A 22,897-nucleotide genomic window follows, 5' to 3' on the forward strand; every position below is an offset into this window, starting at 1 on the left:
TGATCCCCGTCAATATCGCCCTTTTCAGACCTCCGCATATTTCCCTCCAGCGCTTTCAATCATCATCCTTCTCTACAGGAGCAACTATGCAACACAGAATGGTATTAAATGAAACCGCCTGGTTTGGGGCCGGTTCCCTTTCGCAAATCGTTAATGAGGTGACGCAGCGTGATTTTAAAAAAGCTCTGCTGGTCACTGATAAAGCCCTGATTAAAGCGGGCGTGGTGGAAAAAGTCACCGCCCTGCTGGCCCGGCATCAACTGCCGTTTATGATTTATGACGAGGTGATGCCCAATCCCGCCATTGCGGTAGTGCAGCGAGGGGTGGAATTATTTAAAGCCTCTGGTGCAGATTATCTTATTGCCATTGGCGGTGGCTCTCCGCAGGACACAGCCAAAGCCATTGGGACGATCGTTAACAATCCTGAGTTTGCCGATGTCCGCAGTCTGGAAGGCATGGCGAATACCCGCAATCCTTGCGTGCCGATCATTGCCATCCCAACCACCGCAGGAACCGCCGCCGAAGTCACCATCAATTACGTCATCACCGACGAAGAGCACCGCCGTAAATTCGTCTGCATCGATCCTCACGCTATCCCGGTCGTGGCGATTATTGATGCGGAGATGATGGCCAGCATGCCGCCTGCGCTCAAGGCCGCAACCGGTATTGATGCGCTGACGCACGCCATTGAAGGCTTTATCACCAAAGGCGCGTGGGAGCTGACCGATACCCTGCACCTGAAAGCCATTCAGATCATCAATCGTTCGCTGCGTGCCTCGGTAGCCGGGGAGGCGCAGGGCGTGGAGGATATGGCGCTGGGCCAGTACATTGCCGGAATGGGCTTTTCTAACGTCGGGCTGGGATTAGTCCACGGCATGGCTCATCCGCTGGGCGCGTTCTACAACGTTCCGCATGGCGTGGCTAACGCAATTATTCTGCCGCACGTCATGGCCTGGAACGCCGACTTTACCGGAGAAAAATACCGCGATATCGCCCGCGCGATGAAGGTGGCGAAAGTGTGCAGCCTGAGCCTGAGCGAAGCGCGTTACGCAGCGGTTGACGCGGTGAGACAGCTTTCAGCCGATGTGGGCATCCCCACCCGGCTGCGTGAGGTGGGCATGAAGGAGGAGGATATTCCCGCCCTGGCGCAGGCTGCGCTGGACGATGTCTGCACCGGTGGCAACCCACGGGAAGCCACTCTGGCGGATATTACTGAGCTGTATCGTCAGCTTTATTAAGCAGATGAGGTGCAGGCGGATAAAACCTGCACCGCTTAACGACAGGATTAACGCCAGACTCCGCAGGGCTATACTTCCGGCCTCCTCAGCTCAGGCGCTTAACGGTCTGTTTCAGGCGCGCTGAGCGTTGCAAACGCCTCCTGAATACGGCGTCCGGCTTCACGCACTGTGTCGTGATCGGTAGCGATCGACAGGCGGAAATAAGGTGAAAGGCCGTAAGCGCTGCCCGCCACGCCAGAGACACCGTTTTCCAGCAGATACGCCATCACGTCGTCTTCGCTTTCCAGCACCTTACCCTGCGGCGTTTTGCGGCCCAGTACGCCCGCACAGCGGCCTAATACAAAGAAGGCACCTGCAGGGGAGACCACATCCAGCCCCTCTACCGTACTCAGTGCATCGATCAGGATATCGCGGCGCTGCTGATAAGCTTCCCGCTGTGGTACCAGGAAATCCAGCCCGCCGTTGAATGCAGCCACCGCTGCCGCCTGGCTCACCGATCCTGCGCCAGAGCTGTTCTGCGATTGCACCACCACCATCGCATCGATCAGCGCTTTCGGCCCTGCTCCGTAACCTATACGCCAGCCGGTCATGGCATAGGTTTTGGAGACGCCGCCCACCAGCAAAATACGATCCTGTAAATCCGGCGCAACGTTCAGCAGGCTGCGATGTTCACGACCATCGAACAGCACATGTTCGTACAGCTCATCCAGCAGCACTAACACATCAGGATGCTGGCGCAGCACCCCTGCCAGTGCGGCAAGCTCTTCGGCATCATAGACCGCCCCGCTGGGGTTCCCCGGCGAGTTAAGTACCAGCCAGCGAGTGCGTGGGCCAATCGCGTCAGCCAGCTGCTGCGGCTGAAGTTTGAAGCCCTGCTCCAGCGGGCAGTTCAGCAACACCGGCTCGCCCCCGTTGAATTTCACGCTGTCCGGGAAAGTCGGCCAGTAAGGCACCGGCACCAGCACCTCATCCCCCTCATTCAGCGTGGCGGCAAAGGCATTAAAAATAATCTGCTTGGCGCCGTTGGCGATCGCAATCTGATTCACCCCGTAAGCCAGCTGATTTTCACGCTGCAATTTCTGCTGCACCGCTTCACGCAGGGCTGCCGTGCCGGGCGTTGGCGTGTAATTAGTCTCGCCCTGCGCAATCGCCTGATATGCCGCCTGTTTAATATGCTCTGGCGTATCGAAATCGGGCTCGCCCAGGGTGAGGTCCAGAATATCCACCCCTTCCGCTTTCAGGCGCTGGGTAAGCTGACGGGCCGCCGCATTAGCGGACAGAGAGACGCGCTGTACGCGCGTGGAGAGCTGAAGGGTCATAGTGAGATCTCGCTTGAAAGGCGTAAATGGCTGCACATCCGGGCATATTGATGGCGCTCCCGGTAGAAGCCGGAAGCGCCATTCTGACCTTCAGCGGGAGAACATCTGCTCCCGGTGAATGTGTATTTACTGGTAGTCTGGCAGGCCCAGATTCTCGCGCAGCGTGGGGTACTGATATTCCTCGCGGAACAGGCCACGGCGCTGCAACTCTGGCACCACCAGCTCGATAAACAGATCCAGCTGCTCTGGCATGGTCGCCGGCATGATGTTGAAGCCATCTGCGCCTTCCTGCTCCAGCCACTGCTGGAAATCATCGGCGATCTCTTTCGCCGTGCCCACCACCACCCGATGCCCACGGGAACCGGCTGCAACGGCGGCCAGCTCACGCAATGTCAGGTTGTCGCGCTTAGCCATGTCGGTGAACAGTTTTACCCGGCTCTTGTTCCCTTCGCCCTCTGGCGCTTCCGGGACCGGGCCATCCAGCGGGAACTGGCTCAGATCCATACCAAAGCGTGAGGAGAGCTGGCGCAGGCCGTTCTCAATATCCACCAGCGAATTCAGCTCTTTCCAGGTCGCTTTGGCTTCTTCCAGCGTGCGGCCCACAATCGGCATCACGCCCGGCAGAATCAATAAATGGTCCGGATTGCGTCCCGCCTCTTTGACCTTCTGTTTTTGCGAACGGTAGAACGCCTGCCCCTCTTCCAGACTGGCCGAGGCGGTAAACACTACTTCAGCCGTTGCGGCTGCCAGCGCCTGTCCCTCTTCCGACGAGCCCGCTTCAATAATTACCGGCCTGCCCTGCGGAGAACGGGAGATATTCAGTGGCCCCTGCACCTGAAAATGCTCGCCCTGATGATCGATCGCGTTGATTTTGTCATCGACAAAATAGCGGCCGCTGGCGGCATCCGGCTGCACAGCGCCCGCTTCCCAGGCTTCCCAGAGCTTGAAAGAGACGTCCAGGAACTCGCGGGCTTTGGCGTAGCGTTCGGCATGAGCTGGCATATCGTCGCGGCTGAAGTTACGCGCCACGTCAGCGGAGAATGAGGTCACCACGTTCCAGGCGGCGCGGCCACGGCTGATATGATCGATGGACGAGAAGCTTCTCGCCAGGGTAAAGGGATCGCTGAAGGTGGTGGAAGCCGTAGCCGCCAGGCCGATATGTCTGGTGGAAACGGCCAGCGCTGAAAGCAGCGTCAGCGGCTCCAGTCGCGCCATGGTGGAGGGCAGACGGTGGACGTTAGTCGCCAGCGCATCGCCAACAAAGAACATATCAAACAGGCCGGATTCCGCCTTTTGGGCAATTTTGATCAGCCAGTCGATGTCCGTGGGCGAACCCAAATCGCTGGTCAGTCGCCAGCCGCTGACGTGGTGACCCAGAGGCTGAACAAACAGGCCCAGACGAAGCTGGCGTGAAGCTGAAGTTGAAGAAGTCATAAATTATCCTGGAATGAAGTGGCGCAGGCTTCAGTAGCCTGCGCAAAAAGGGTTAACCGATCTCAGTGGCCAGCAGCGCTTTCTCTAACGCCTGCGGGGAGATCTCAAAAGGCAGTCTCATCGCGCTGGCTGGAGAAAATTTAATTTCACGGGCGATGCGGGCAATCGCTTCAGGGCGATTGCCGGTGAGCGGAGAGAGCGTTAGCGGCGCATCATACTGACGCAGCAGAGCCAGTAACTCTGCATCCGGCTGGCCGTCGGGATGTTGCATAAACGACTGCACCAGCAGGCTGAAGCCGACTTTCTCACCGTGCAGCCAGCGGTGTAATTCCGGCTGATGCGTAAGGCGATTGTGAATGGCGTGCGCAAATCCCGGCGTCGGGTCAGCATCACGGATACTGTTCGCCATGCCCGCGAGCACGATGCAGGCTTCAATCACCTTACTCAGCGCTGGCGTGACAACGCCCTGCGCGTTATCCAGTACCGCCTGCGCACCCCACTTCTGGAACACTTCCAGCGCCTGGCGTGCCATCAGGGCTTTAAGATTCAGCGCTAAATTGTCCGGGTTTTTCTGCTGATAAGGCTGGAACTCGTACCATTTGGCTAGCGCATCCACGATGCCCGCTTTGAGATAGCGAACGTCGCTGCGGGCGATCACTTCGCTGTCGGCCAGCACCAGATCCGGCATCCGGCTCAGTGGCTGGCTGCGCTGATGACCGCCGCTGGCGGTATAAAGAATGCTGATCGGCGACCAGGCGGCACAAGTGGCGGCCAGGGTGGGCATAGTGACGATAGCGACGTTTTCCAGCGCGTTGCCCACCGCTTTGGCGGCATCCAGCACGCGGCCTCCGCCCACCCCCAACACCAGCGATGCCGTGCTGTGCTGCATCGCCGCAGTGAAATCGGCTATCGCCTCTTCAGTGCATTCGGTAGTCAGCATTGCCAGTTCATAACGGATCCCGCTGGCCGCCAGGCTGGCCCCTAATTCAGGGTTTACCGCCTGCCAGGCTTTGGGACTGGAGATAATAAAAAGGTGATGTGACAGGGGCGCAATTAATTCCCCTGCTTTCGAGCGGATACCTGGAAGCTGCGAATAGTTTTTCGGTGATTTAATAGAAAACACGCTGTGACCTTTATATTTTATTCTGCGTGGAAAAGTCCGAATAATTCCCTGTAAATAGTTTGAGCATCCGCGAAACTTTACCGGGAAGGGGCGACAGATCAGTGCTTTCATCATGCTACAAAGAAAACCGCATAAGCAATCGAGCTTTTCTGATCCTATGCGACAAATTCGCAAGAGCTTATGCAAATAACAGCTAAGGGGATTGGGGACAGGCTGTGGCAAAATTTACTCTGGCCTGATTTATTCCATCCGCCACCAGATTTAATAATAAAAGACCGGACCCGAACTTTTCGCTTTCATTCCAGCACAGGGAGCACCGCATGAATCTGCATTTCCGTCAGCTCACGCTTGACGATCGTCACGATTATTTAGCGCTGATGCTGGCGGCCTACGCCCCGATCCGCGAGCTGGGCATCCATTTTGATGCCGCCACCGCCGATCTGGAACGCGTCACGCAGCATTTGCAGCAGCATGCCGTCTATGGCCTGTTTGCAGAAGATAAACTCGCCAGTTCGCTGACCTTACGTTTTCCCTGGGGGCCGCTGCCGGGGCCGTTTGGCCTGCCGCACATTGGCTGGTTTGGCACTGACCCGGCATACAAAGGGCAACAGTTTGGCCGCAGGATGCTCGAGTGGGTGGAAGAGCATGTTTTGCGGGGGCAACTGAAAGCGCCGGCCGTCTCCCTCGGCACCGCCACCAGCCATCCGTGGCTGAAAGAGATGTACCTGCAGCGCGGCTTTGAGCCTCAGCATCTCACCGATTTGGGCAAAGGCCATATCACCCTGTATATGAAAAAAATCCTCGATCCGGCCGCCCATCAACAGTGGCTCGACAAAACGACCCGTCAGGAAAAATCATGACTGTTACTGAAGAACATCAGCCGCTGGCTGAGTGGATTACCGCTTTTCGTCAGGAGCTGCACCGCTACCCGGAGCTCTCAAATCAGGAAGTGGAAACGACGGCGCGTATCAGAGCAGCGCTGGAAAAACATCAGATCCGTATTCTGAATCTGCCGCTGCGCACCGGGCTGGTGGCGGAAGTCGGGCCGGAGAGCGGGCCGCTGATTGTGCTGCGTTCAGACATTGATGCCCTGCCCATAGACGAACAGTCCGGCGTGGCGTTTACCTCAGAAAACCCTGGCGTGATGCATGCCTGCGGTCACGATTTCCACGCCTCGGCGGCGTTGGGTGCCGCTATCCTGTTGAAGAAAAAAGAACAAAGCCTGCCTGGCCGGGTACGGATCCTGTTCCAGGCAGCGGAAGAAACCGGCATGGGCGCGCCAGAGTTGCTGGCCACCGGTGCGCTGGATCGGGCGGAGGTGATCTTTGGCATCCACAACGATCCTTCCCTGCCTGTTGGCGTGATCGGCAGCAAAGGTGGCCCGCTGACCGCAGGCGTCGATCGCTTTACCCTTACCATTACCGGCACGGGAAGCCATGCGGCTAAGCCACATGAAGGCAACGATCCGATCGTGATCGCCGGACAGTTGATCGGCACGCTTCAGACGCTGATCAGCCGCAACGTGCTCTCCAGCGAAAATGCGGTGGTCTCGATCACGCAGATCCACAGCGGGACAACCTGGAATGTGATCCCCGAAAGTGCCTGGCTTGAAGGCACCGTCCGCACCTTCAGCCAGGCGACCCGCGAGAAGATTGAACAGCGGTTCCGTCAGGTGACTCAGGGGCTGGGTGAAACTTTCGCAGCGCGCATTGAACTGGACTGGCAGGCTGGCCCGCCATCGGTGATCAACGATGGGGCATGGGTGGATTTTGCTCTGGAGCAGGCTCCGCTGGCCGGTTTCGAAGCCAGAGTGATCGAAGCCAGCCCGATCGGCGAAGATTTCTCTTTTTATCAGCAGCAGATCCCCGGCGCCTTTTTAATGATCGGATCCGGCGGCCCCTTCGCGCTGCATCATCCGCAGTTTCGGGTGGACGATCGTGCGCTGTTCCCTACTTCAGATTATCTGGCGAAACTGGCGGTTCAGGCGCTGGAGAAGATTGCCCTGAGTAAGGACGTGGCATGAATCAAACGGTGACGCTGCCCGCTGACTTACTGCAACGCCAGGCGGAGGTGATCCTTACCGGTTGCAATATTATGAACATCTTCCCGGAGTTTTAATGGAGATCACCCAACAGCTGGCGCGGCTGATTGTCACCAGCCAGCCGGACAGCGAAGCACGCGACAAGGCCAGAGCCGGATTGCTGGATTATGTGGCGGTAACGCTGCCGATCCTGCGCGGCGATATTCAGGACAGCGGGCTTACCGCCTTGCGTCAGGTGTATCAGGCGCAGGATGCACAGACTCACGCCCTGCTGCTGGGCTATGCGGGGCACGCGCTGGACTACGATGATTTCCACCCCGATTTTCGCGGCCATCCCGGCACGGTAATCCTGCCCGCGCTGCTGGCGCTGGCTGCTGAGGCCCAGCCGGGATCTGGTGCTGGTGCTGGTGCTGGTGCTGGTGCTGGTGCTGGTGCTGGTGCTGGTGCTGGTGCTGGTGCTGGTGCTGGTGCTGGTGCTGGTGCTGGTGCTGGTGCTGGTGCTGGTGCTGCAGATAATGATGGGACTGAGAGCACGGGTGTCAATGTCAGTGCTGACAATTTCCTGGATGCTTATGCGATCGGCGTGGAAGTGGCGGGCCGCTTTGGGCTGGCGGCAACGCAGCAGCACTATAAGGCTGGCTTTCACAGCACCGCCACGCTGGGCACGCTGGCGGCGGCCGCTGCGGTGGCGCGACTGCTGAAAACGTCCGAAGCGCAGACCGCCTCGCTGCTGGGCATCGCCCTGACGCAGGCCAGCGGATTGCGGGCGCAGTTTGGATCGGCGGTAAAACCGCTGCACGCCGGATTGGCGGCTCAGGCAGCGGTTGTGGCAGCAAGACTGACGCTGGCGGGATTCGCAGGGCAGCCACAGGGCGTGATTGAGGCGTTTCTGCTGGCCTGCTGCGGTGAGCAAAGTAACCCTTCACGCCTGACAGAACACTGGGCTGAGCCGTGGCGGATTGTCTCGCCGGGGCTGGAATTCAAACCTTATGCGACCTGCGGAGGCACCCACACTGCCGCCGATGTGGCCCGCCGTTTACGGCGTCTGGCTCTGGCACAGTTTCAGGGCAGCGTGGAGGCGATGACCGCAGCGATCGGCCGGATTGAAGTGGCCTTCCCACCGGGTGGAGATATCGCGGCTAACGTCACCCATCCCGCCACGGGCATGGAGGCGCGTTTCAGCCTGGAATATGTGATCGCTTCCTGCCTGCTGTATGACGGCGTGGCGCTGGAAGATGTGGCAGAAGGCCCGGTAAACCCGGTTATCGCCAGCCTGGCAGAACGTGTTTCTCGCCACCCTGATTTCTCGGCTCCGCCGGACGAAATCAATCCTGCCGCCCGTTTCCATCAGGTAACAATCTGGTTTGAGGGCACAGAACCGCTGACGTGCCGGATGACCAGATCAGAGAGTCTGGCCAACCCGCCAGATTTAGCGATGAAGCTGAAAAGCTGCCTGGGTGCAGCGCCGCAGAGTCTGGTCCATGAGATTGCATCACTCTGCCAGCTTGCCACCAAAGCTTCGTTGCCAAGGCTGACTACGATCCTTACTGAGGCACTATCTGACTCAGCAAACTAAAAGGGCAATTAAGAACAGTAACGCCAGCACGTTGCACACTTTTCAACTATTACCCTGGATTACCTTCTTAGTCTGGGGTTTAATCCCGCCGAATCTTAACCTCTTTCTGAATTCATTCTTCAATGGGAGAGGACGTATATCCCAATGACATCTACACGCGCGCAACCATAATGGATATACATTACGTATATCCCAAAAGGAGACTGATAATGGAAACTACAGTTTTCTGAGTAACCGCAGTCAGGCCGTTCGTCTACCGAAATCCGTTGCAATGCCTGAAGGTGTTAAGCATGTTGAAGTTGTTGCCGTAGGGCGAACCCGCATCATCACACCTGTAGGGGAATCCTGGGACGCATGGTTTAACGGAGAATCTGTCACCGATGATTTCATGTCAGCCCGCGAAGAGCCGGAAATACAGGAGCGGGAGAGCTTCTGATGCTGAAATACATGCTGGACACCAACATCTGTATTTTTACTGTCAAAAATAAGCCAGAGGCGGTGCGGCAAAAGTTTAACCTGCATCGCCAGCAAATGTGTATCAGTGTGATAACGCTGATGGAGCTTATCTACGGCGCGGAGAAAAGCAGCGCGCCTGAACGTAATCTGGCGGTAATCGAGAGCTTTACTGCCCGCCTTGAGGTACTGGATTACGATATGCACGCGGCCACGCACACCGGACAGTTTCGGGCTGAGCAGGCAAGAACAGGTCAGCCCATTAGTCCGTATGATCAGATGATTGCCGGTCATGCCCGAAGCAGGGGACTGATTATCGTAACCAATAATATGCGCGAATTCTCCCGCGTTTCCGGCTTGCGGGCAGAAGACTGGGTTTAAGCAAATGAGCCGATGCTGTCGCATAAGCCCCCCTCATTCCACTTACCCTTTTGTCACCACCGGCGGTTCAAACGCCCGGACTTCCGGCGCTTCGCCCTCATAGCGCCGGATTTGCACCACGGTGATCTGCCCGGAGCAACCCTGGCTCAGTGACGAGGTGCCGATATCCAGCGTCAGCACATTGGGGTTGCCATGACGGCATTGCGGTTTTGTCGCCTGCGGATCCACCGGATCGTACCAGGCTCCCGTAGGCAGTTGGATCACCCCTTCGCGCACCGTCTCAGACAGCACCACGCTGGACAACACCGAGCCGCGCTGGTTGTAGATCTCCACCACGTCGCCATCGCCGATCCCTTTCTTCTGTGCATCAAGCGGATGCATCCGGCACACTTCGCGCCCGCCGCGTTTCTGACTCACGCTGTAGCGGCCAAAATCCAGCTGGCTGTGAAGACGTGAGGCGGGCTGATTGGCGATCAGGTAGAAGGGATGCGCTTCATCGGGTTGCTGTACCGGCTCAAGCCAGACCGGATGGCCAGGGCAGTCGGCATCGTTAAAGCCGGCCAGCGTGGCAGAGTAGATTTCGATTTTGCTGCTGGGTGTGGGTAACGGATGCTGCTGAGGATCGCGGCGGAAGTTACGCAACAGTCTTCCGGCATCATCACTTTGCGGCAGGGTCAGCACGCCCTGCTGCCAGAAATCTTCGAAGTCCGGCAGGATAACGCCCTGCTTCTCCAGCTTCTGCTGAAGCTGGAGATAGAGATGCGCCTGCCACTCCCTGGCCGTTCGCCCTTCGGTAAACGCCTGCTCTTTTCCCAGCCTGCGAGCCAGCTCGCCAAAGATGGTGTAATCGTCTCTGGCTTCGCCATAAGGCTCTGCCACACGCTGCATGGCAAACAGATGCCGGTCGGTAGGCGCACCGCCCACGTCTTCGCGCTCCAGCGTCAGGGTGGCTGGAAACACCAAATCCGCATGGCGGGCAGTGGATGTCCAGGCAATCTCATGAACAATCAGCGTATCCAGAGTATTAAACGCCTGACGCAACCGTGCCAGATCCTGATGATGATGGAACGGATTGCCGCCAGCCCACCAGGCCAGTTTGATGTGCGGGTACGTCAGGGTGCGGCCGTTGTAGCGAAACTTTTCGCCCGGATGCAGCAGCATGTCTGAAATACGCGCCACCGGGATCAGGCGGTCAATGCCATTCTGGCCCTGCGGCAACGCCGGGAAAGAGACCACATTGTGTTGCTTGCCGTAATGGCCCAGCGCGCCAAGCGCATAGGCGTAGCCGCCTCCCGGCAGGCCGGGCTGGCCCAGCGCTGCCGCCAGCACCAGTCCCAGCCACACCGGCTGTTCGCCATGCTGGGCACGTTGCAGCGAGTGCGCCACGGTGACAATGACCCGGCGATGATGAAGTTGCCCGGTCAGTGCTTCGATGCGTTCTGCCGGAATACCGCAGATTTCCGCAGCCCAGGCGGCATCCCGCACCTGTCCGTCCTCTTCGCCGTTGAAATAGGCCACCAGCCGGTCCCAGCCCACGCAATACTCTGCCAGGAAGGCTTCATCACTCCACTGACGCTGCCAGAGCGTATGCAATACCGCGAGGATCAGCGCGGCATCGGTGCCGGGTTTGATGGCAAGCCACTCGCCCCGGGCTTCCTCCGGCAGATCGCTTTGCAACGGGCTGACCGAGATAAAGCGTGCGCCGCGCTGTGCCGCCTGACGCATATAATCGCGCTCGGTGTGTTCGCTGATGCCGCCGCTGGCTACCTGAGAATTTTTCAGTGCCAGGCCGCCAAACGACAGCACCACTTCGCTGTGATCGGCAATCTCCTGCCAGCTTACGCCGCGTCGGGCGATCTCATTCATGTCGCCCACAATATGCGGCAGGATCACCGAGGCTGCACCGGAGCTGTAGCTGTTTACTGAGCGGACGTAGCCGCCAATAGTGGTATTCAGGAAACGGTGCACCTGGCTCTGGGCATGATGAAAACGTCCGGCGCTGGACCAGCCATAAGAGCCACCAAAAACACCTTCCGGGCCGTGCTTACCGGCCACGCGTTTCAGCTCGTTCGCCGCCAGGCTGTAAGCCTGCTCCCAGCTTATCGAAATGTATTCATCTGAACCGCGACGATCGTCCGGGCCTGGGCCATCCTCAAGCCACCCGCGACGCACCATTGGCGTGGCAAGGCGGATCGGATGACGCAGAACATTTTCAAAATTTTGCAGCAGCGGGCTGGGATCGGGATCGCCCGCGAACGGGGCGATCTTCAGGGTGTCATTGTCGTTGAGGACGCTGAACGCCCCCCAGTGCGAACTGTGCATGGCACGGGTTGCGGTCATATTTTTTCCTGGGTCTGGCGACGGTTAAAGCACCGTGGCTAAGAAATGACGGACGCGCGGATTTTGCGCTTCATCCAGTACGGTCGCCGTCGGCCCGGAGGCGACGATTTTGCCCTCTTCCATAAAGACGATATTGTCCGCCACTTCACGGGCAAAGCCGATCTCGTGCGTGACGATCACCATAGTGATGCCGGAGTGCGCCAGCTTCTTGATCACCTGCAACACCTCGCCCACCAGTTCCGGGTCCAGCGCAGAAGTCGGTTCATCAAACAGCATCACTTCCGGATCCATCGCCAGCGCACGGGCAATCGCCACGCGCTGCTGTTGACCACCGGAAAGCTGCTGCGGCCAGTCGTTCTCACGCCCTGCCAGCCCGACCTGTTTCAGCAGCGCAATGCCTTTGGCTTCCGCCTGCTGACGGCCGATCTTTTTCACCCGCATTGGCGCATCAATCACGTTCTGCAATACGGTGCGATGAGGAAACAGATTAAATTGCTGGAACACCATGCCAATCTGGCTGCGCTGGGCCGCAATCTGCTTGCTGTTAAGTTCGTGCAGCGTCTGGCCTTTTTGCTCATAGCCCACCAGCGCGCCACCGATGCGGATAGTGCCGCCATCCAGCTTTTCCAGATGGTTGATGCAGCGCAGCAGGGTCGATTTACCCGATCCCGAAGGACCGAGAATAGTGGTCACCGATCCGGCCGCAATATCTAAATCAATGCTGTCCAGAATAGTGACGCCGGAAAAGCGCTTGGTGATTTTCCGTAACGAGATCGCTTCAGCCATTGCTCACACTCCTCTGCTCTGCGGTGTAAGTCTGCGGCTTGCGTTTAAACCAGACCTTTTTTTCAGCGCGGGTGACGCCACGGGCGAAATAGCGCTCAACGTAGAACTGCCCTACTGACAGAACCGAGGTCATCAGCAGATACCACAATGTCGCTACCAGCAGCAGCGGGATCACCTGATAGGTGCGCTGATAGATAATCTGCGCCGAGAACAGCACATCCTGCAGCGCGATCACCGAGACCACAGCAGTGGTTTTCAACTGACCAATGATTTCGTTACCGGCTGGCGGCAGGATGGCACGCATCGCCTGCGGCAACACGGTGTAGCGGAAAATCTCCGCCGGACGGTAGCCCAGCGCTTTTGCCGCTTCGAGCTGACCGTTGCCCACGCTTTGTATGCCGGCACGGACAATCTCAGCGGCATAGGCTGCCTGATGCATCACCAGCGCAATCACCGCCGCGCTGAACGGACTGATCAGCGAGTTGGAGGAGGCGCTCCACAGCTCGCCCACGCCTGGCAGTGACAACGAGATGGTGGGATAGAGCGCGGCGATGTTGTACCAGAGGAACAGCTGAACCAGCATCGGCACGCCACGGAAAAACCAGGTATAAGCCCAGCTCACGCTGACCAGCACCGGATTAGAAGAGAGGCGCATCAGTGCCAGGATCGTGCCGCCGGTAAAGCCCAGCACCACGGAGATCGCGGTCAGCTCCAGCGTCATCAGCACCCCTTCGAGGATCGATTGCTGCGTAAAGCTGTCGGCAATCACCTGCCACTCAAAGCGGGGATTCTGCACCATAGAGTTGATCGCAGCGGCCAGCAACAGCAGCACCACTACGGCACTGATCCAGCGGCCATAGTAGCGTTTGCCGACTATCCGCAGCGTGTCGGGATCCTGGTGGCGGTCATCAAAACTCATTCGAAGATTTCCAGATTACGTTTGGCTTCTTTCACTGCGCCGAATCCAATCGACCACTTATCCAGGATTTTCTGGTAAGAGCCATCTTTGATCAGCGAGTTCAGCGCGGCCTGAACCGCAGGCTCCAGCGGTGAATCTTTAGCGAACGCCACGGAAACCGGCGCATCGTCTACATGAATTTGTCCCGGCAATGCCAGCACCGGCACCTGGCTGACCTGATACGTCAGGCCTTCATAGGGGCCGAAGAACATCGGCACGCGCCCGCTCACTACAGCCTGCACGCCAGACGGACGGTCCGGGAATACCGCGGTTTTAATCGCTGGCTTACCGGCGTCTTCACACTCTTTGCTGGCCGTTTCCAGACGGGTTAACTGAGTGGTGCCTGCGCCTGCACCCACGGTTTTTCCGCAGATCTCCAGGAAGGAGGTGAACGGCTTCACGTCAGCGGATTTCAGCGCGATGATGCCCAGGCGGGAAGCGTTGTAGTAGCCGACAAAATCAACCTGAGAGAGGCGGGCTTTGGTGGCGTTGATGTTGGAGAGCGCCACGTCGTAACGGCCAGATTTCAGGCCTGGAATGATGTTGTCGAACCCGCCAGTATCCTGCCAGTGCACCGGAATGCCCAGGCGCTCTCCCACCGCATTCATGATGTCGATCTCGCGCCCGGCCAGCGTTTTGTTGTCTTCTTTAAAGAAAGTGGTCGGCGGCGTGTTCGGGTTGGTCCCGGCCACGATATAGCCACGCTTCAGGATATCCGCAGGGATCTGGCTTTTCAGTGTGCTGTCCGCTTCCACATGCAGTGTGCTTTCAGTCGGGACGTTCTGATCGGCGGCCCATGCACCCGGCAGACTGCCAACCATCAGCGCTGAGAACAGCCATTTAGATAATGTCATGCAGATTTTCTCCTGAAAAAATAAAAGTTCCGCTCTCAGAGATTCGGAAAATAGCGCTAACGGTTCTTATTTAATAGAACGCCTGATTCATTCTCACTGAAGCCCCGGAACCAGGGCAAATGCGAAAATAAGATAAGCTTTGCCGGATAATGGTTAAAGGCTGTGCAGCACGGGTTAGCGGGGAATTTCGCGATAATTTCCAGGAGTTTGGCGGGAAAGATTCATTCAGCTACGGCTGGGGCATATTTTGTTTTTGAAATAATGAAATGCTTAAGACAAATTATTATCCACTTATTTAACAGGGTTATTTCATGAGTCTTTTAATATATCTGATAAAACTTTGTGCAATCCCGGCAGCGGCAAGGAATTTCCCTGTAACAAATTTATCATTTAGAGCTAAATCAATCACACCTTCGCAAAATCCCATTAACAAACACACTTCTTCCGGGTAATAATTGTGACCTTCGTCTCAATTTATGCTCACCGTTTTTCAGGGAAATCCATGACGCTGTTTAAAACTCACCTTGCCACTGTTGCGCCCAGAAATGGAACCGGTTCCAGTCGCCGTAAGTTCCTGCTGGGCGCGGTCAATCTGGGCGTAGCGGGCGCGTTGTTCAGTCTGCCCTCCCGTGCCTTTTCGGCCAGCCTGCTCAGCGCCGCCGATCCGGTAAAAAACTTTATTACCCTGTCTCAGGCCATCACCGAACATACCCATATCCACAGTGATTTGGCGGCCCGTTTCTATGAAGTTTTTGCCACATCCGACAGGCAGTTTACTGCCAGGGTAAACCGTCTGGTGCAACTGCTGACGCCGGGTGACAGCGCGCAAACCCTGATGGACAAAGCCCGCAAGGCCGGACTCAACGAGTTTCTTTATCAGATCGTCACCGCCTGGTACACCGGCACGGTGGGCAGTGATTACCACGGCACGCTGGTCGCCTATAAGCAGGCGCTGATGTATCAGCCAGTCAGCGATGGCCTGGTAGTGCCTACCTATTGCGGCAACGGCCCGATCTGGTGGACAGCGCCCCTTCCTGACGAAAACGACGGCCTGATTGCCAGCCTGTAAACCTCTTAAAAATAAGACTAAAAAAACATGAAACAACCCGTATTTACTGCGCAGGGCGATGCCAGCGCGGATATTGTGATCGTGGGATCAGGCATTGTCGGTGGCATGGTCGCGAATGAACTGGTCAGCCAGGGCTATTCGGTGCTGGTCCTGGAAGCAGGTCTGCGGATCGAACGCGCTCAGGCGGTGGAAAACTGGCGCAATATGCCGTTTGCTAACCGCGCCGGATCGGATTTCCAGGGATTGTATCCCCAGTCGAAATTTGCCCCTGCGCCGCTCTATTTTCCGCCCAATAACTACGTTAACGTCACCGGCCCGAACGCCTCCAGTTTTCAACAGGGTTATCTGCGCACCGTGGGCGGTACCACCTGGCACTGGGCGGCTTCCTGCTGGCGTCACGATCCCAGCGACTTTGTGATGCAGTCAAAATATGGCGTAGGGCGAGACTGGCCGATCTCCTATGACGAACTGGAGCCGTGGTACTGCAAAGCTGAAAACGAAATCGGCGTGGCTGGGCCGCACGATCCTGCCCGTCAGTCCCCTTCTCAACGTAGCCAGCCTTACCCGATGGACATGGTGCCCTTTGCCCACGGCGACAGCTATTTCGCCAGCGTGGTTAACCCGCACGGCTATAACCTGGTGCCGATCCCTCAGGGACGCAGCACCCGTCCGTGGGAGGGCCGCCCGACCTGCTGCGGCAACAATAACTGTCAGCCGATTTGTCCGATTGGTGCGATGTACAACGGCATTCACCATATCGAACGCGCGGAACGCAGTGGCGCCGTGGTGCTGGCCGAAGCGGTGGTTTACAGGATTGATACGGACAGCAACAACCGTATTACGGCAGTGCACTGGAAGGATGCTTCTGGCGCTTCTCACAAAGCCACAGGTAAAGCCTTTGCGCTGGCCTGCAACGGCATTGAGACGCCGCGTCTGCTGCTGATGGCGGCCAATGACGCTAACCCCACCGGGATTGCCAACAGCTCCGATATGGTCGGGCGCAATATGATGGATCACTCCGGCTTCCACTGCTCGTTCCTGACCAAAGAGCCTGTCTGGCTGGGTCGCGGCCCGGCGCAGAGCAGCTGTATGGTCGGCTATCGTGACGGTGAGTTCCGCCGCGACTATTCCGCCAACAAAGTCATTCTTAACAACATCTCCCGCGTGGTGGCCGCCACGAATCAGTCGCTGGCGAAAGGGCTGGTGGGCAAAGCGCTGGATGAGGAGATCCGCTATCGTGCCGTACACAGCGTGGATCTCTCCATCAGCCTGGAGCCGCTGCCCGATCCTGAAAACCGCTTAACGCTGAGCAAAACCCGCCTGGATCCGCACGGTCTGCCCTGCCCCGATATTTACTACGACGTGGGCGACTACGTGCGTAAAGGCGCGGAAGCCTCCCATGCGCAGCTGGAGCATATCGGCCAGCTGTTCGAAGCCAAAGAGTTCAACATCAGCAAAGGGCTGAACGCCAACAACCACATTATGGGCGGCGTGATCATGGGCAAAAACGCCAAAGTGGGCGTGGTGGACGGTAACTGTCGAAGCTTCGACCATGAGAACCTGTGGCTGCCCGGTGGCGGCGCTATCCCGTCGGCCAGCGTGGTCAACAGTACGCTGACCATGGCGGCGCTTGCCCTGAAAGCCGCGCAGGATATGGCGATGCGTTTGAAGGGGGCGATATGAAACGCTTAACCTCTCTGGTACTGGCCGCGCTGACCACGGTGGGATTCAGCCTGCCTGCCTCTGCCGACACACTGGATGCCAGCCTGATGCAACAAGGCCAGCTGGTCGCCACGGCTTCCGACTGTCAGGCTTGCCATACCGCACCCGGCAGTAAAACGGCCTTTTCAGGCGGCTATGCGATTGCTTCACCGATGGGCGTGATTTACTCCACCAACATCACACCTTCTGCTGACGGGATCGGGAAATATACCGAAGCCGAATTTTCTGCGGCGGTAAGGGATGGGGTGCGTGCCGATGGCGCTCAGCTTTATCCGGCGATGCCTTATACCTCCTACAGCAAGATGACCGATGAAGATCTGCATGCGCTGTATTACTACTTTGAACACGGCGTAAAACCGGTGGATCAGGCTAATCCTCAGACCAGCCTGCCTTTCCCGTTCAGCCTGCGCTTCAGCATGAAGTTCTGGAACCTGCTGTTTGCCGATCGGCAACGTTATCAGCCTGATACCAGCAAAAGTGACGAGTGGAACCGGGGCAACTATCTGGTTAACAGCCTGGCGCACTGTAATACCTGCCACACGCCGCGTGGTGTGCTGATGCAGGAAGAGAGCGCGCATCCGCTGGCTGGCGGGCCGCTGGGGAGCTGGTACGCACCGAATATCACTGCCGATCCGGTCAGTGGCATTGGCGGCTGGAGCGATAACGAGCTGGTGCAGTACCTGAAAACCGGGCGGGCAGAAGGGAAAAATCAGGCGGCAGGCGGCATGGCCGAAGCGGTGGAAAACAGCCTGCAATATCTGCCGGACAGCGATCTGAAAGCGATTGCGGTTTACCTGAAAAGTACCCCGGCCATCCGGGATCGGGGTGAAACCCAGCCTGCCTTCTCTTACGGCAAGCCGATGGATGTGGAGGACAGCATTCGCGGACGTAACCCGAATAATGCTGACCACACGCTCTCCAACGGCGCGACGTTGTTCAGCGGCAACTGCGCCAGCTGTCATCAGCCCGATGGTGCAGGCAGCAAAAATCAGGCTTACCCTTCGCTGTTCCACAACACCGCCACCGGGTTGCAAAATCCCAACAACCTGATCTCCGCGATCCTGTTTGGGGTGCAGCGTAAAACGGCGGATGGCGATGTGCTGATGCCGGGCTTCAGTTCGCCTTCTTACGTCGACAAACTGTCGGATCAGCAGGTGGCGGATATCAGCAACTTTGTGCGTCAGAATTACGGTAATCCGGTCGGGACCGTGACTGCGGGCGATGTGGCGTGGGTGCGTAAAGGGGGGCATCCACCGCTGCTGGCTCAGGCCCAGCCTTATTTAGTGCCGGGTGGCCTGGTCGCGCTGGTGCTGATAGTGATTATTGTGCTGGCGTGGCGCAGGAAGCGCAGCCGGGGTTGATAACGAGGGGAGCCGCAGGGCTCCCCTTCAGACTATGGGCAAAGTGCAGGCTCAGGGAGCCTGTGCCTCTCGCAAAGACGCAAAAAGCGCCGTCCGTGGCAGCTCAGCACGGGCCGTCCATGGCCCGTGATGCTTTGCTCAAGGCACAGGCTCCCATCGCTTCAGGTTCGTCAGCAGTCTGAAGGAGAACCGTATGGACTCCCCTTTTTATCCCCGTCGCGCGGCCAGCATCCCACCTTATACCGCTGCCAGCATCCCGCCATCCACAAACAGCAGATGCCCGTTCACAAAGTCCGAAGCTCTGGAGGAGAGGAACACGGCTGCACCCACCAGCTCTTCCGGATTGCCCCAGCGGGCGGCAGGCGTGCGCTTGCACAGCCATTCGGTGAACTCGGAATTATCCACCAGCGCTTTGGTCATCGGCGTCTCGAAATAGCCCGGTGCGATACCGTTAACCTGAATGTTGTAACGCGCCAGCTCCACGCACATCCCTTTCGTTAACATCTTCACTGCGCCTTTTGCCGCGGCATAAGGCGTGATGGTGTCGCGCCCCAGCTCGCTCTGCATCGAACAGATATTAACGATTTTGCCTGATTTGCGGGTGATCATCCGCTTCGCCACGGTCTGCGAAACCAGGAACACGCCGGTCTGATTAGTGGCGATGATGTCATTCCACTCATCCAGCGGGAATTCAGTAAAAGGATGGCGGCGCTGAATACCGGCATTATTGAACAGCACGTCGATTGGCCCAATCTGAGATTCAATCTTTTCAATGCCCTCTTCCACCGCCTTTGGATCGGAGACGTTGAAGACGGCGGTATGCGCGATAAACCCTTCCTCGCGCAGCTTCATCGCCGCCTTCTCCGCCCGCTCTTCCGAAGTGCCGTTGATGATGATCTCCGCGCCATGCTGTGCCAGGCCGCGCGCCATGATAAAGCCGATGCCCTGCGCTGCGCCGGTCACTAAAATACGTTTGTTATCTAAGCTGAATAAATTCATGGTTACTGCTCCGTTGCTTCAGGGCGAAAGCGGTCAGACTTCACAGGATAGTGGCACCCTGCAAAATGAAGGGCTCCCGGATGACCAGCCAGTGGCTCGCGCGGGTAAGGCTCTATCTCACGGGTTTTCATCGTGCAAGACTGTGATGCGGCTCACTTAAAACCGTGTTACTAAACCAGGTTACCTTTGCTGTGATCGGCAACGGCTTTTGTCCGCTGGCGAGGCGCCGAACCCGCACTTTATCCAATTTCCTTTAAGGGTTGCAGCAGGCATAATGTCAGGCTTCCCCGGCCGATCCTCAGAGCAGAATGAAAAACCAACGTATCACCTTACATGATATCGCTACCCTGGCTGGGGTAACAAAGATGACCGTCAGCCGCTATCTTCGCACCCCTGAAAAGGTCAAACCGGACACGGCTGAACGCATCGCCAGCGTGATTGCCGAGGTAGGTTACGAGCCAGACCCGGATAATCACGCCATCGCGGGTAATGCCCTGCCCCGTATCGGCGTGCTGATCCCCTCGTTCAATAACCAGATATTCTCCGATTTGCTGGCTGGCGTGGAGTCCGTGACCTCCGCAATGGGCTATCAGACGCTGGTGGTCAACTACGACTACGACAGCCAGCGGGAAGAAGAGCAGATCGCCACCGTACTGGCTTTTAACGTTAAGGCGCTCTTACTGACCGAATCGGTACATACCCTGCGGGCGGAAAAATACCTTAAAGCAGCGGGCATTCCGGTGGCGGAAGTGATGGGACTGACCACAACTGAAGGCCGGATAAATGTGGGGTTCGACAACTTCCAGGCGGGCTTTGATATGACCAGCATGCTTACCGGCAGCGGCAAGCGGCGCGTCATTTACTTCGGCTCCATGTCCGATCTGCGCGATGAACAGCGCTATGCCGGTTACTGCCAGGCGATGGAAGCGGCGGGCCTGCCGACCGGGCGCATCGCCCCGAAAAAAGTCTCTTCGGTTTCCACCGGGGCTGGGATGATGACCCTGGCCCGCCAGATGTATCCGGAGATGGACGGCATCCTCTGCACCAACGATGATCTGGCCGTTGGCGTGCTTCAGGAGTGTCTGGCGGCTGGCATAGCTGTGCCCCACGAGATGGCAATTGCCGGTTTTCACGGCCTGGAGATTGGTCAGGTCACCACGCCTAAACTGGCGAGCGTAATCACCCCGCGCTTTGAGATGGGCAAAACCGCCACCGAGATCCTGATCAAGAAGATCAACAATGTCCCCACTATTGAGCGTGTGGATCTGCATTACCGGCTGTCGATGGGATCGACCATTTAATCAGCCCGATTTCCCCTCCCCGATCACGCCGTTGGTAACACAGTTTACTAACACGATTTGGTGTGAGCTGGCTCTCAACTTAATACTCAGAAACCCCTTTAATAGTAAGCATGCCTTATCAGCTGGTGGTCAGTTCCTGCTGGACGAACGCCGCTTCACTTCCTGTTTCAGAGGGCTTCAGATGAACGAAAAAATCCCCGGCACACGCTGGCTGCGAGTAATAGCCCCAATCCTGATCACCTGCATCGTGTCGTTTATGGACCGGGTCAATATCAGCTTTGCCCTGCCCGGCGGCATGGAGGAGGATTTGGCGATCTCCAGCCAGATGGCCGGTATCGCCAGCGGCATCTTCTTTATCGGTTATCTGTTCCTGCAGGTGCCGGGTGGCCGGGTGGCGGTAAACGGCAGCGGCAAGAAATTTATCGCCTGGTCGCTGGCGGCCTGGATGGTGGTCTCCATCGCCACCGGGTTTGTCACCAACCACTGGCAGTTGCTGGCGCTGCGCTTTGTTCTGGGGATTTCTGAGGGGGGAATGCTGCCGGTCGTGCTGACTATGGTCAGTAACTGGTTCCCGGAGAAAGAGCTGGGCCGCGCCAATGCTTTTGTGATGATGTTCGCCCCGCTGGGAGGCATGTTCACCGCGCCCATCTCCGGGATGATCATCAATACCTTTGACTGGCGCTGGCTGTTTATCATCGAAGGCCTGCTCTCTGCGGCAGTGTTACTGGTGTGGTGGCTGGTGATCAGCGATCGGCCGGAAGAAGCACGCTGGCTGCCCGCGCGTGAAAAAGAGTATCTGATTAAAGAGCTGAGCCGCGAACGTAATGAGCGCCGCAAAAAAGCGCCGGTGGGCAAAGCAAAACTCACCGACGTGTTCAAAAACCGGGGGCTGATGAAGCTGGTGCTGCTGAATTTCTTTTACCAGACCGGGGATTACGGCTACACGCTGTGGCTGCCGAGTATTCTGAAAAACCTGACCGGAGCCAACATGGCCAACGTCGGCATGCTGGCGGTACTGCCCTTTGTGGCAACCATCGCCGGGATTTACCTGATTTCGCTAATCAGCGACAAAACCGGCAAGCGCCGCCAGTGGGTGATGATCTCCCTGTTCTGCTTCGCCGCCTCGCTGCTGGCTTCCGTGGTGTTGTACCAGCATGTGGTCGCCGCCTATATTGCCCTGGTCTGCTGTGGCTTCTTCCTGAAGGCCGCCACCAGCCCGTTCTGGTCGATGCCTGGCCGCATTGCCTCGCCTGAACTGGCGGGCAGCGCACGCGGCGTGATTAACGGCCTGGGGAATCTGGGCGGCTTCTGCGGTCCTTTCCTGGTGGGTATTGTCATCACCTTCTGGGGACAAAGTGCCGCTATCTGCGCCCTTGCCGCCTCACTGATTATTGCGGGGATTATTGCCGCCACGCTGCCGAAGCAGTGTGATTTGGTGGCTGAAGCGGAGAAGCCAGATGCCGACCCGGCCAGCATGCCGAAGATAGCGTCCGGACATCATCACTGAGAATAACTGCGGAGCAGGGAAGCTCTGTTTTGCAGGCGCTGTACAGTCAGGTTAGCCATCGATATCACCATGTTCTATTTACGAGGTAAACGCATGGCTATTAATCCCGATATCAAAACAGTGAAAATTAGTGCAATAAGAAAAGTGAACTCCACCAGTAGATCGGCAGTATGCTCAACGCCGTCAGAGTTGCACCACTCCCCCAGTAAAGCTGTCAGATCCGGTATAGCCCGGGGTAATACCCAGGCAACAGCAAAGTTCATGGCAACCAGCAGCACCAAAAACCCGCAGATTCGCAAAACCCACTTTTTCATCAATCCACCTGTATTGTTCCATAAGCCTGAAGAAACGACCCCGGCACAGGAATCATGCTCGTTTTGAGTAACTGAACACGAAGATATTCAAAATCTGAAATATGAATAAGGGTAATACATC

The 22,897-nt window shown here is 57.4% G+C and carries 20 protein-coding genes; 11 read left to right on the plus strand and 9 right to left on the minus strand.

The window, feature by feature from the left end; translation table 11 throughout:
- Window positions 1–86 precede the first annotated feature (86 nt).
- Window positions 87–1,238 carry a lactaldehyde reductase gene (gene fucO / locus VRC33_RS19335; RefSeq protein ID WP_338558435.1) on the plus strand — a complete coding sequence of 384 codons (1,152 nt, stop codon included), beginning with the start codon at window positions 87–89 and terminating at the stop codon, window positions 1,236–1,238.
- A gap of 98 nt (window positions 1,239–1,336) precedes the next feature.
- Here the strand turns inward: fucO and VRC33_RS19340 are convergent, their stop codons facing one another.
- The 3 genes from VRC33_RS19340 to VRC33_RS19350 form a co-directional block, all read right to left on the minus strand.
- Entirely contained in the window at window positions 1,337–2,557 is a 1,221-nt protein-coding gene (locus VRC33_RS19340) for an aminotransferase class I/II-fold pyridoxal phosphate-dependent enzyme (RefSeq protein ID WP_338558438.1), read from the minus strand.
- Between the two features lie 126 nt (window positions 2,558–2,683).
- Window positions 2,684–3,991: an LLM class flavin-dependent oxidoreductase gene (locus VRC33_RS19345; RefSeq protein WP_338558441.1), complete on the minus strand. Its 1,308-nt coding sequence runs from the start codon at window positions 3,989–3,991 to the stop codon at window positions 2,684–2,686.
- 52 nt (window positions 3,992–4,043) lie between these two features.
- A complete protein-coding gene (locus VRC33_RS19350) occupies window positions 4,044–5,114 on the minus strand; it encodes an iron-containing alcohol dehydrogenase family protein (RefSeq protein ID WP_338558444.1) in 1,071 nt (356 codons plus the stop codon).
- A 320-nt stretch (window positions 5,115–5,434) separates the two neighbouring features.
- On the opposite strand from VRC33_RS19350, the gene VRC33_RS19355 reads away from it, so the two are divergent.
- The 5 genes from VRC33_RS19355 to vapC all read left to right on the plus strand — a co-directional run bounded on the left by VRC33_RS19355 (window position 5,435) and on the right by vapC (window position 9,565).
- Window positions 5,435–5,974, plus strand: a complete 540-nt coding sequence (locus tag VRC33_RS19355; protein WP_338558447.1) for a GNAT family N-acetyltransferase — start codon at window positions 5,435–5,437, stop codon at window positions 5,972–5,974.
- A complete protein-coding gene (locus VRC33_RS19360; RefSeq protein ID WP_338567424.1) occupies window positions 5,971–7,137 on the plus strand; it encodes an amidohydrolase in 1,167 nt (388 codons plus the stop codon). Before VRC33_RS19355 ends, VRC33_RS19360 begins: the two co-directional genes overlap by 4 nt.
- 94 nt (window positions 7,138–7,231) lie before the next feature.
- Entirely contained in the window at window positions 7,232–8,731 is a 1,500-nt protein-coding gene (locus tag VRC33_RS19365; RefSeq protein ID WP_338558450.1) for an MmgE/PrpD family protein, read from the plus strand.
- 187 nt (window positions 8,732–8,918) lie between these two features.
- Complete coding sequence (gene vapB / locus VRC33_RS19370) at window positions 8,919–9,167, plus strand: type II toxin-antitoxin system VapB family antitoxin (RefSeq protein ID WP_338564369.1); 249 nt, start codon at window positions 8,919–8,921, stop codon at window positions 9,165–9,167.
- The gene (vapC, locus tag VRC33_RS19375; protein WP_338558453.1) at window positions 9,167–9,565 is read left to right on the plus strand and encodes a tRNA(fMet)-specific endonuclease VapC; all 399 of its coding nucleotides are present in this window, start codon (window positions 9,167–9,169) and stop codon (window positions 9,563–9,565) included. The genes vapB and vapC overlap by 1 nt, the downstream gene beginning before the upstream one ends.
- Before the next feature lie 42 nt (window positions 9,566–9,607).
- Here the strand turns inward: vapC and VRC33_RS19380 are convergent, their stop codons facing one another.
- Genes VRC33_RS19380 through VRC33_RS19395 form a run of 4 tightly spaced genes read right to left on the minus strand, consistent with a single transcriptional unit; the run spans window position 9,608 to window position 14,503 of the window.
- Window positions 9,608–11,905: a molybdopterin-dependent oxidoreductase gene (locus VRC33_RS19380; protein WP_338558456.1), complete on the minus strand. Its 2,298-nt coding sequence runs from the start codon at window positions 11,903–11,905 to the stop codon at window positions 9,608–9,610.
- Between the two features lie 24 nt (window positions 11,906–11,929).
- Entirely contained in the window at window positions 11,930–12,691 is a 762-nt protein-coding gene (locus VRC33_RS19385) for an amino acid ABC transporter ATP-binding protein (RefSeq protein WP_338558458.1), read from the minus strand.
- Window positions 12,684–13,610, minus strand: coding sequence for an amino acid ABC transporter permease (locus tag VRC33_RS19390; protein WP_338558461.1), 927 nt, complete (start codon window positions 13,608–13,610; stop codon window positions 12,684–12,686). The genes VRC33_RS19385 and VRC33_RS19390 overlap by 8 nt, the downstream gene beginning before the upstream one ends.
- Entirely contained in the window at window positions 13,607–14,503 is an 897-nt protein-coding gene (locus VRC33_RS19395; RefSeq protein WP_338558463.1) for an ABC transporter substrate-binding protein, read from the minus strand. The genes VRC33_RS19390 and VRC33_RS19395 overlap by 4 nt, the downstream gene beginning before the upstream one ends.
- 502 nt (window positions 14,504–15,005) lie before the next feature.
- On the opposite strand from VRC33_RS19395, the gene VRC33_RS19400 reads away from it, so the two are divergent.
- From VRC33_RS19400 to VRC33_RS19410, 3 genes are read left to right on the plus strand one after another with little or no spacing between them, the layout of a single operon-like run.
- Entirely contained in the window at window positions 15,006–15,572 is a 567-nt protein-coding gene (locus VRC33_RS19400) for a sugar dehydrogenase complex small subunit (RefSeq protein WP_338558465.1), read from the plus strand.
- Window positions 15,573–15,599: 27 nt separating this feature from the next.
- Window positions 15,600–17,255, plus strand: a complete 1,656-nt coding sequence (locus VRC33_RS19405; protein WP_338558467.1) for a GMC family oxidoreductase — start codon at window positions 15,600–15,602, stop codon at window positions 17,253–17,255.
- On the plus strand, window positions 17,252–18,655 hold the full coding sequence (locus tag VRC33_RS19410) for a cytochrome c (RefSeq protein WP_338558469.1): 1,404 nt from the start codon (window positions 17,252–17,254) through the stop codon (window positions 18,653–18,655). The genes VRC33_RS19405 and VRC33_RS19410 overlap by 4 nt, the downstream gene beginning before the upstream one ends.
- A gap of 237 nt (window positions 18,656–18,892) precedes the next feature.
- Here the strand turns inward: VRC33_RS19410 and idnO are convergent, their stop codons facing one another.
- Window positions 18,893–19,654 (minus strand): gluconate 5-dehydrogenase, encoded by a 762-nt coding sequence (gene idnO, locus VRC33_RS19415; protein ID WP_338558471.1) that lies wholly within the window; start codon window positions 19,652–19,654, stop codon window positions 18,893–18,895.
- 308 nt (window positions 19,655–19,962) lie between these two features.
- Here idnO and VRC33_RS19420 point away from each other — a divergent pair, with 308 nt between their 5' ends.
- Window positions 19,963–20,955 carry a LacI family DNA-binding transcriptional regulator gene (locus VRC33_RS19420; protein ID WP_338558473.1) on the plus strand — a complete coding sequence of 331 codons (993 nt, stop codon included), beginning with the start codon at window positions 19,963–19,965 and terminating at the stop codon, window positions 20,953–20,955.
- Window positions 20,956–21,136: 181 nt separating this feature from the next.
- On the plus strand, window positions 21,137–22,462 hold the full coding sequence (locus VRC33_RS19425; RefSeq protein ID WP_338558475.1) for an MFS transporter: 1,326 nt from the start codon (window positions 21,137–21,139) through the stop codon (window positions 22,460–22,462).
- Between the two features lie 74 nt (window positions 22,463–22,536).
- Here the strand turns inward: VRC33_RS19425 and VRC33_RS19430 are convergent, their stop codons facing one another.
- A complete protein-coding gene (locus tag VRC33_RS19430; protein WP_338558478.1) occupies window positions 22,537–22,776 on the minus strand; it encodes a hypothetical protein in 240 nt (79 codons plus the stop codon).
- Window positions 22,777–22,897: the final 121 nt, after the last annotated feature.

This window comes from Erwinia sp. E_sp_B01_1 (assembly GCF_036865545.1).
Classification (GTDB): Bacteria; Pseudomonadota; Gammaproteobacteria; order Enterobacterales; family Enterobacteriaceae; genus Erwinia.

Excerpts from the sequence above, each read along its gene's own strand:
- fucO (WP_338558435.1), top strand. The coding sequence starts at position 87 with ATGCAACACAGAATGGTATTAAATGAAACCGCCTGGTTTGGGGCCGGT.
- VRC33_RS19340 (WP_338558438.1), bottom strand. The coding sequence starts at position 2,557 with ATGACCCTTCAGCTCTCCACGCGCGTACAGCGCGTCTCTCTGTCCGCT.
- VRC33_RS19345 (WP_338558441.1), bottom strand. The coding sequence starts at position 3,991 with ATGACTTCTTCAACTTCAGCTTCACGCCAGCTTCGTCTGGGCCTGTTT.
- VRC33_RS19355 (WP_338558447.1), top strand. The coding sequence starts at position 5,435 with ATGAATCTGCATTTCCGTCAGCTCACGCTTGACGATCGTCACGATTAT.
- VRC33_RS19360 (WP_338567424.1), top strand. The coding sequence starts at position 5,971 with ATGACTGTTACTGAAGAACATCAGCCGCTGGCTGAGTGGATTACCGCT.
- VRC33_RS19365 (WP_338558450.1), top strand. The coding sequence starts at position 7,232 with ATGGAGATCACCCAACAGCTGGCGCGGCTGATTGTCACCAGCCAGCCG.
- vapC (WP_338558453.1), top strand. The coding sequence starts at position 9,167 with ATGCTGAAATACATGCTGGACACCAACATCTGTATTTTTACTGTCAAA.
- VRC33_RS19380 (WP_338558456.1), bottom strand. The coding sequence starts at position 11,905 with ATGACCGCAACCCGTGCCATGCACAGTTCGCACTGGGGGGCGTTCAGC.
- VRC33_RS19385 (WP_338558458.1), bottom strand. The coding sequence starts at position 12,691 with ATGGCTGAAGCGATCTCGTTACGGAAAATCACCAAGCGCTTTTCCGGC.
- VRC33_RS19390 (WP_338558461.1), bottom strand. The coding sequence starts at position 13,610 with ATGAGTTTTGATGACCGCCACCAGGATCCCGACACGCTGCGGATAGTC.
- VRC33_RS19395 (WP_338558463.1), bottom strand. The coding sequence starts at position 14,503 with ATGACATTATCTAAATGGCTGTTCTCAGCGCTGATGGTTGGCAGTCTG.
- VRC33_RS19400 (WP_338558465.1), top strand. The coding sequence starts at position 15,006 with ATGACGCTGTTTAAAACTCACCTTGCCACTGTTGCGCCCAGAAATGGA.
- VRC33_RS19405 (WP_338558467.1), top strand. The coding sequence starts at position 15,600 with ATGAAACAACCCGTATTTACTGCGCAGGGCGATGCCAGCGCGGATATT.
- VRC33_RS19410 (WP_338558469.1), top strand. The coding sequence starts at position 17,252 with ATGAAACGCTTAACCTCTCTGGTACTGGCCGCGCTGACCACGGTGGGA.
- idnO (WP_338558471.1), bottom strand. The coding sequence starts at position 19,654 with ATGAATTTATTCAGCTTAGATAACAAACGTATTTTAGTGACCGGCGCA.
- VRC33_RS19420 (WP_338558473.1), top strand. The coding sequence starts at position 19,963 with ATGAAAAACCAACGTATCACCTTACATGATATCGCTACCCTGGCTGGG.
- VRC33_RS19425 (WP_338558475.1), top strand. The coding sequence starts at position 21,137 with ATGAACGAAAAAATCCCCGGCACACGCTGGCTGCGAGTAATAGCCCCA.
- VRC33_RS19430 (WP_338558478.1), bottom strand. The coding sequence starts at position 22,776 with ATGAAAAAGTGGGTTTTGCGAATCTGCGGGTTTTTGGTGCTGCTGGTT.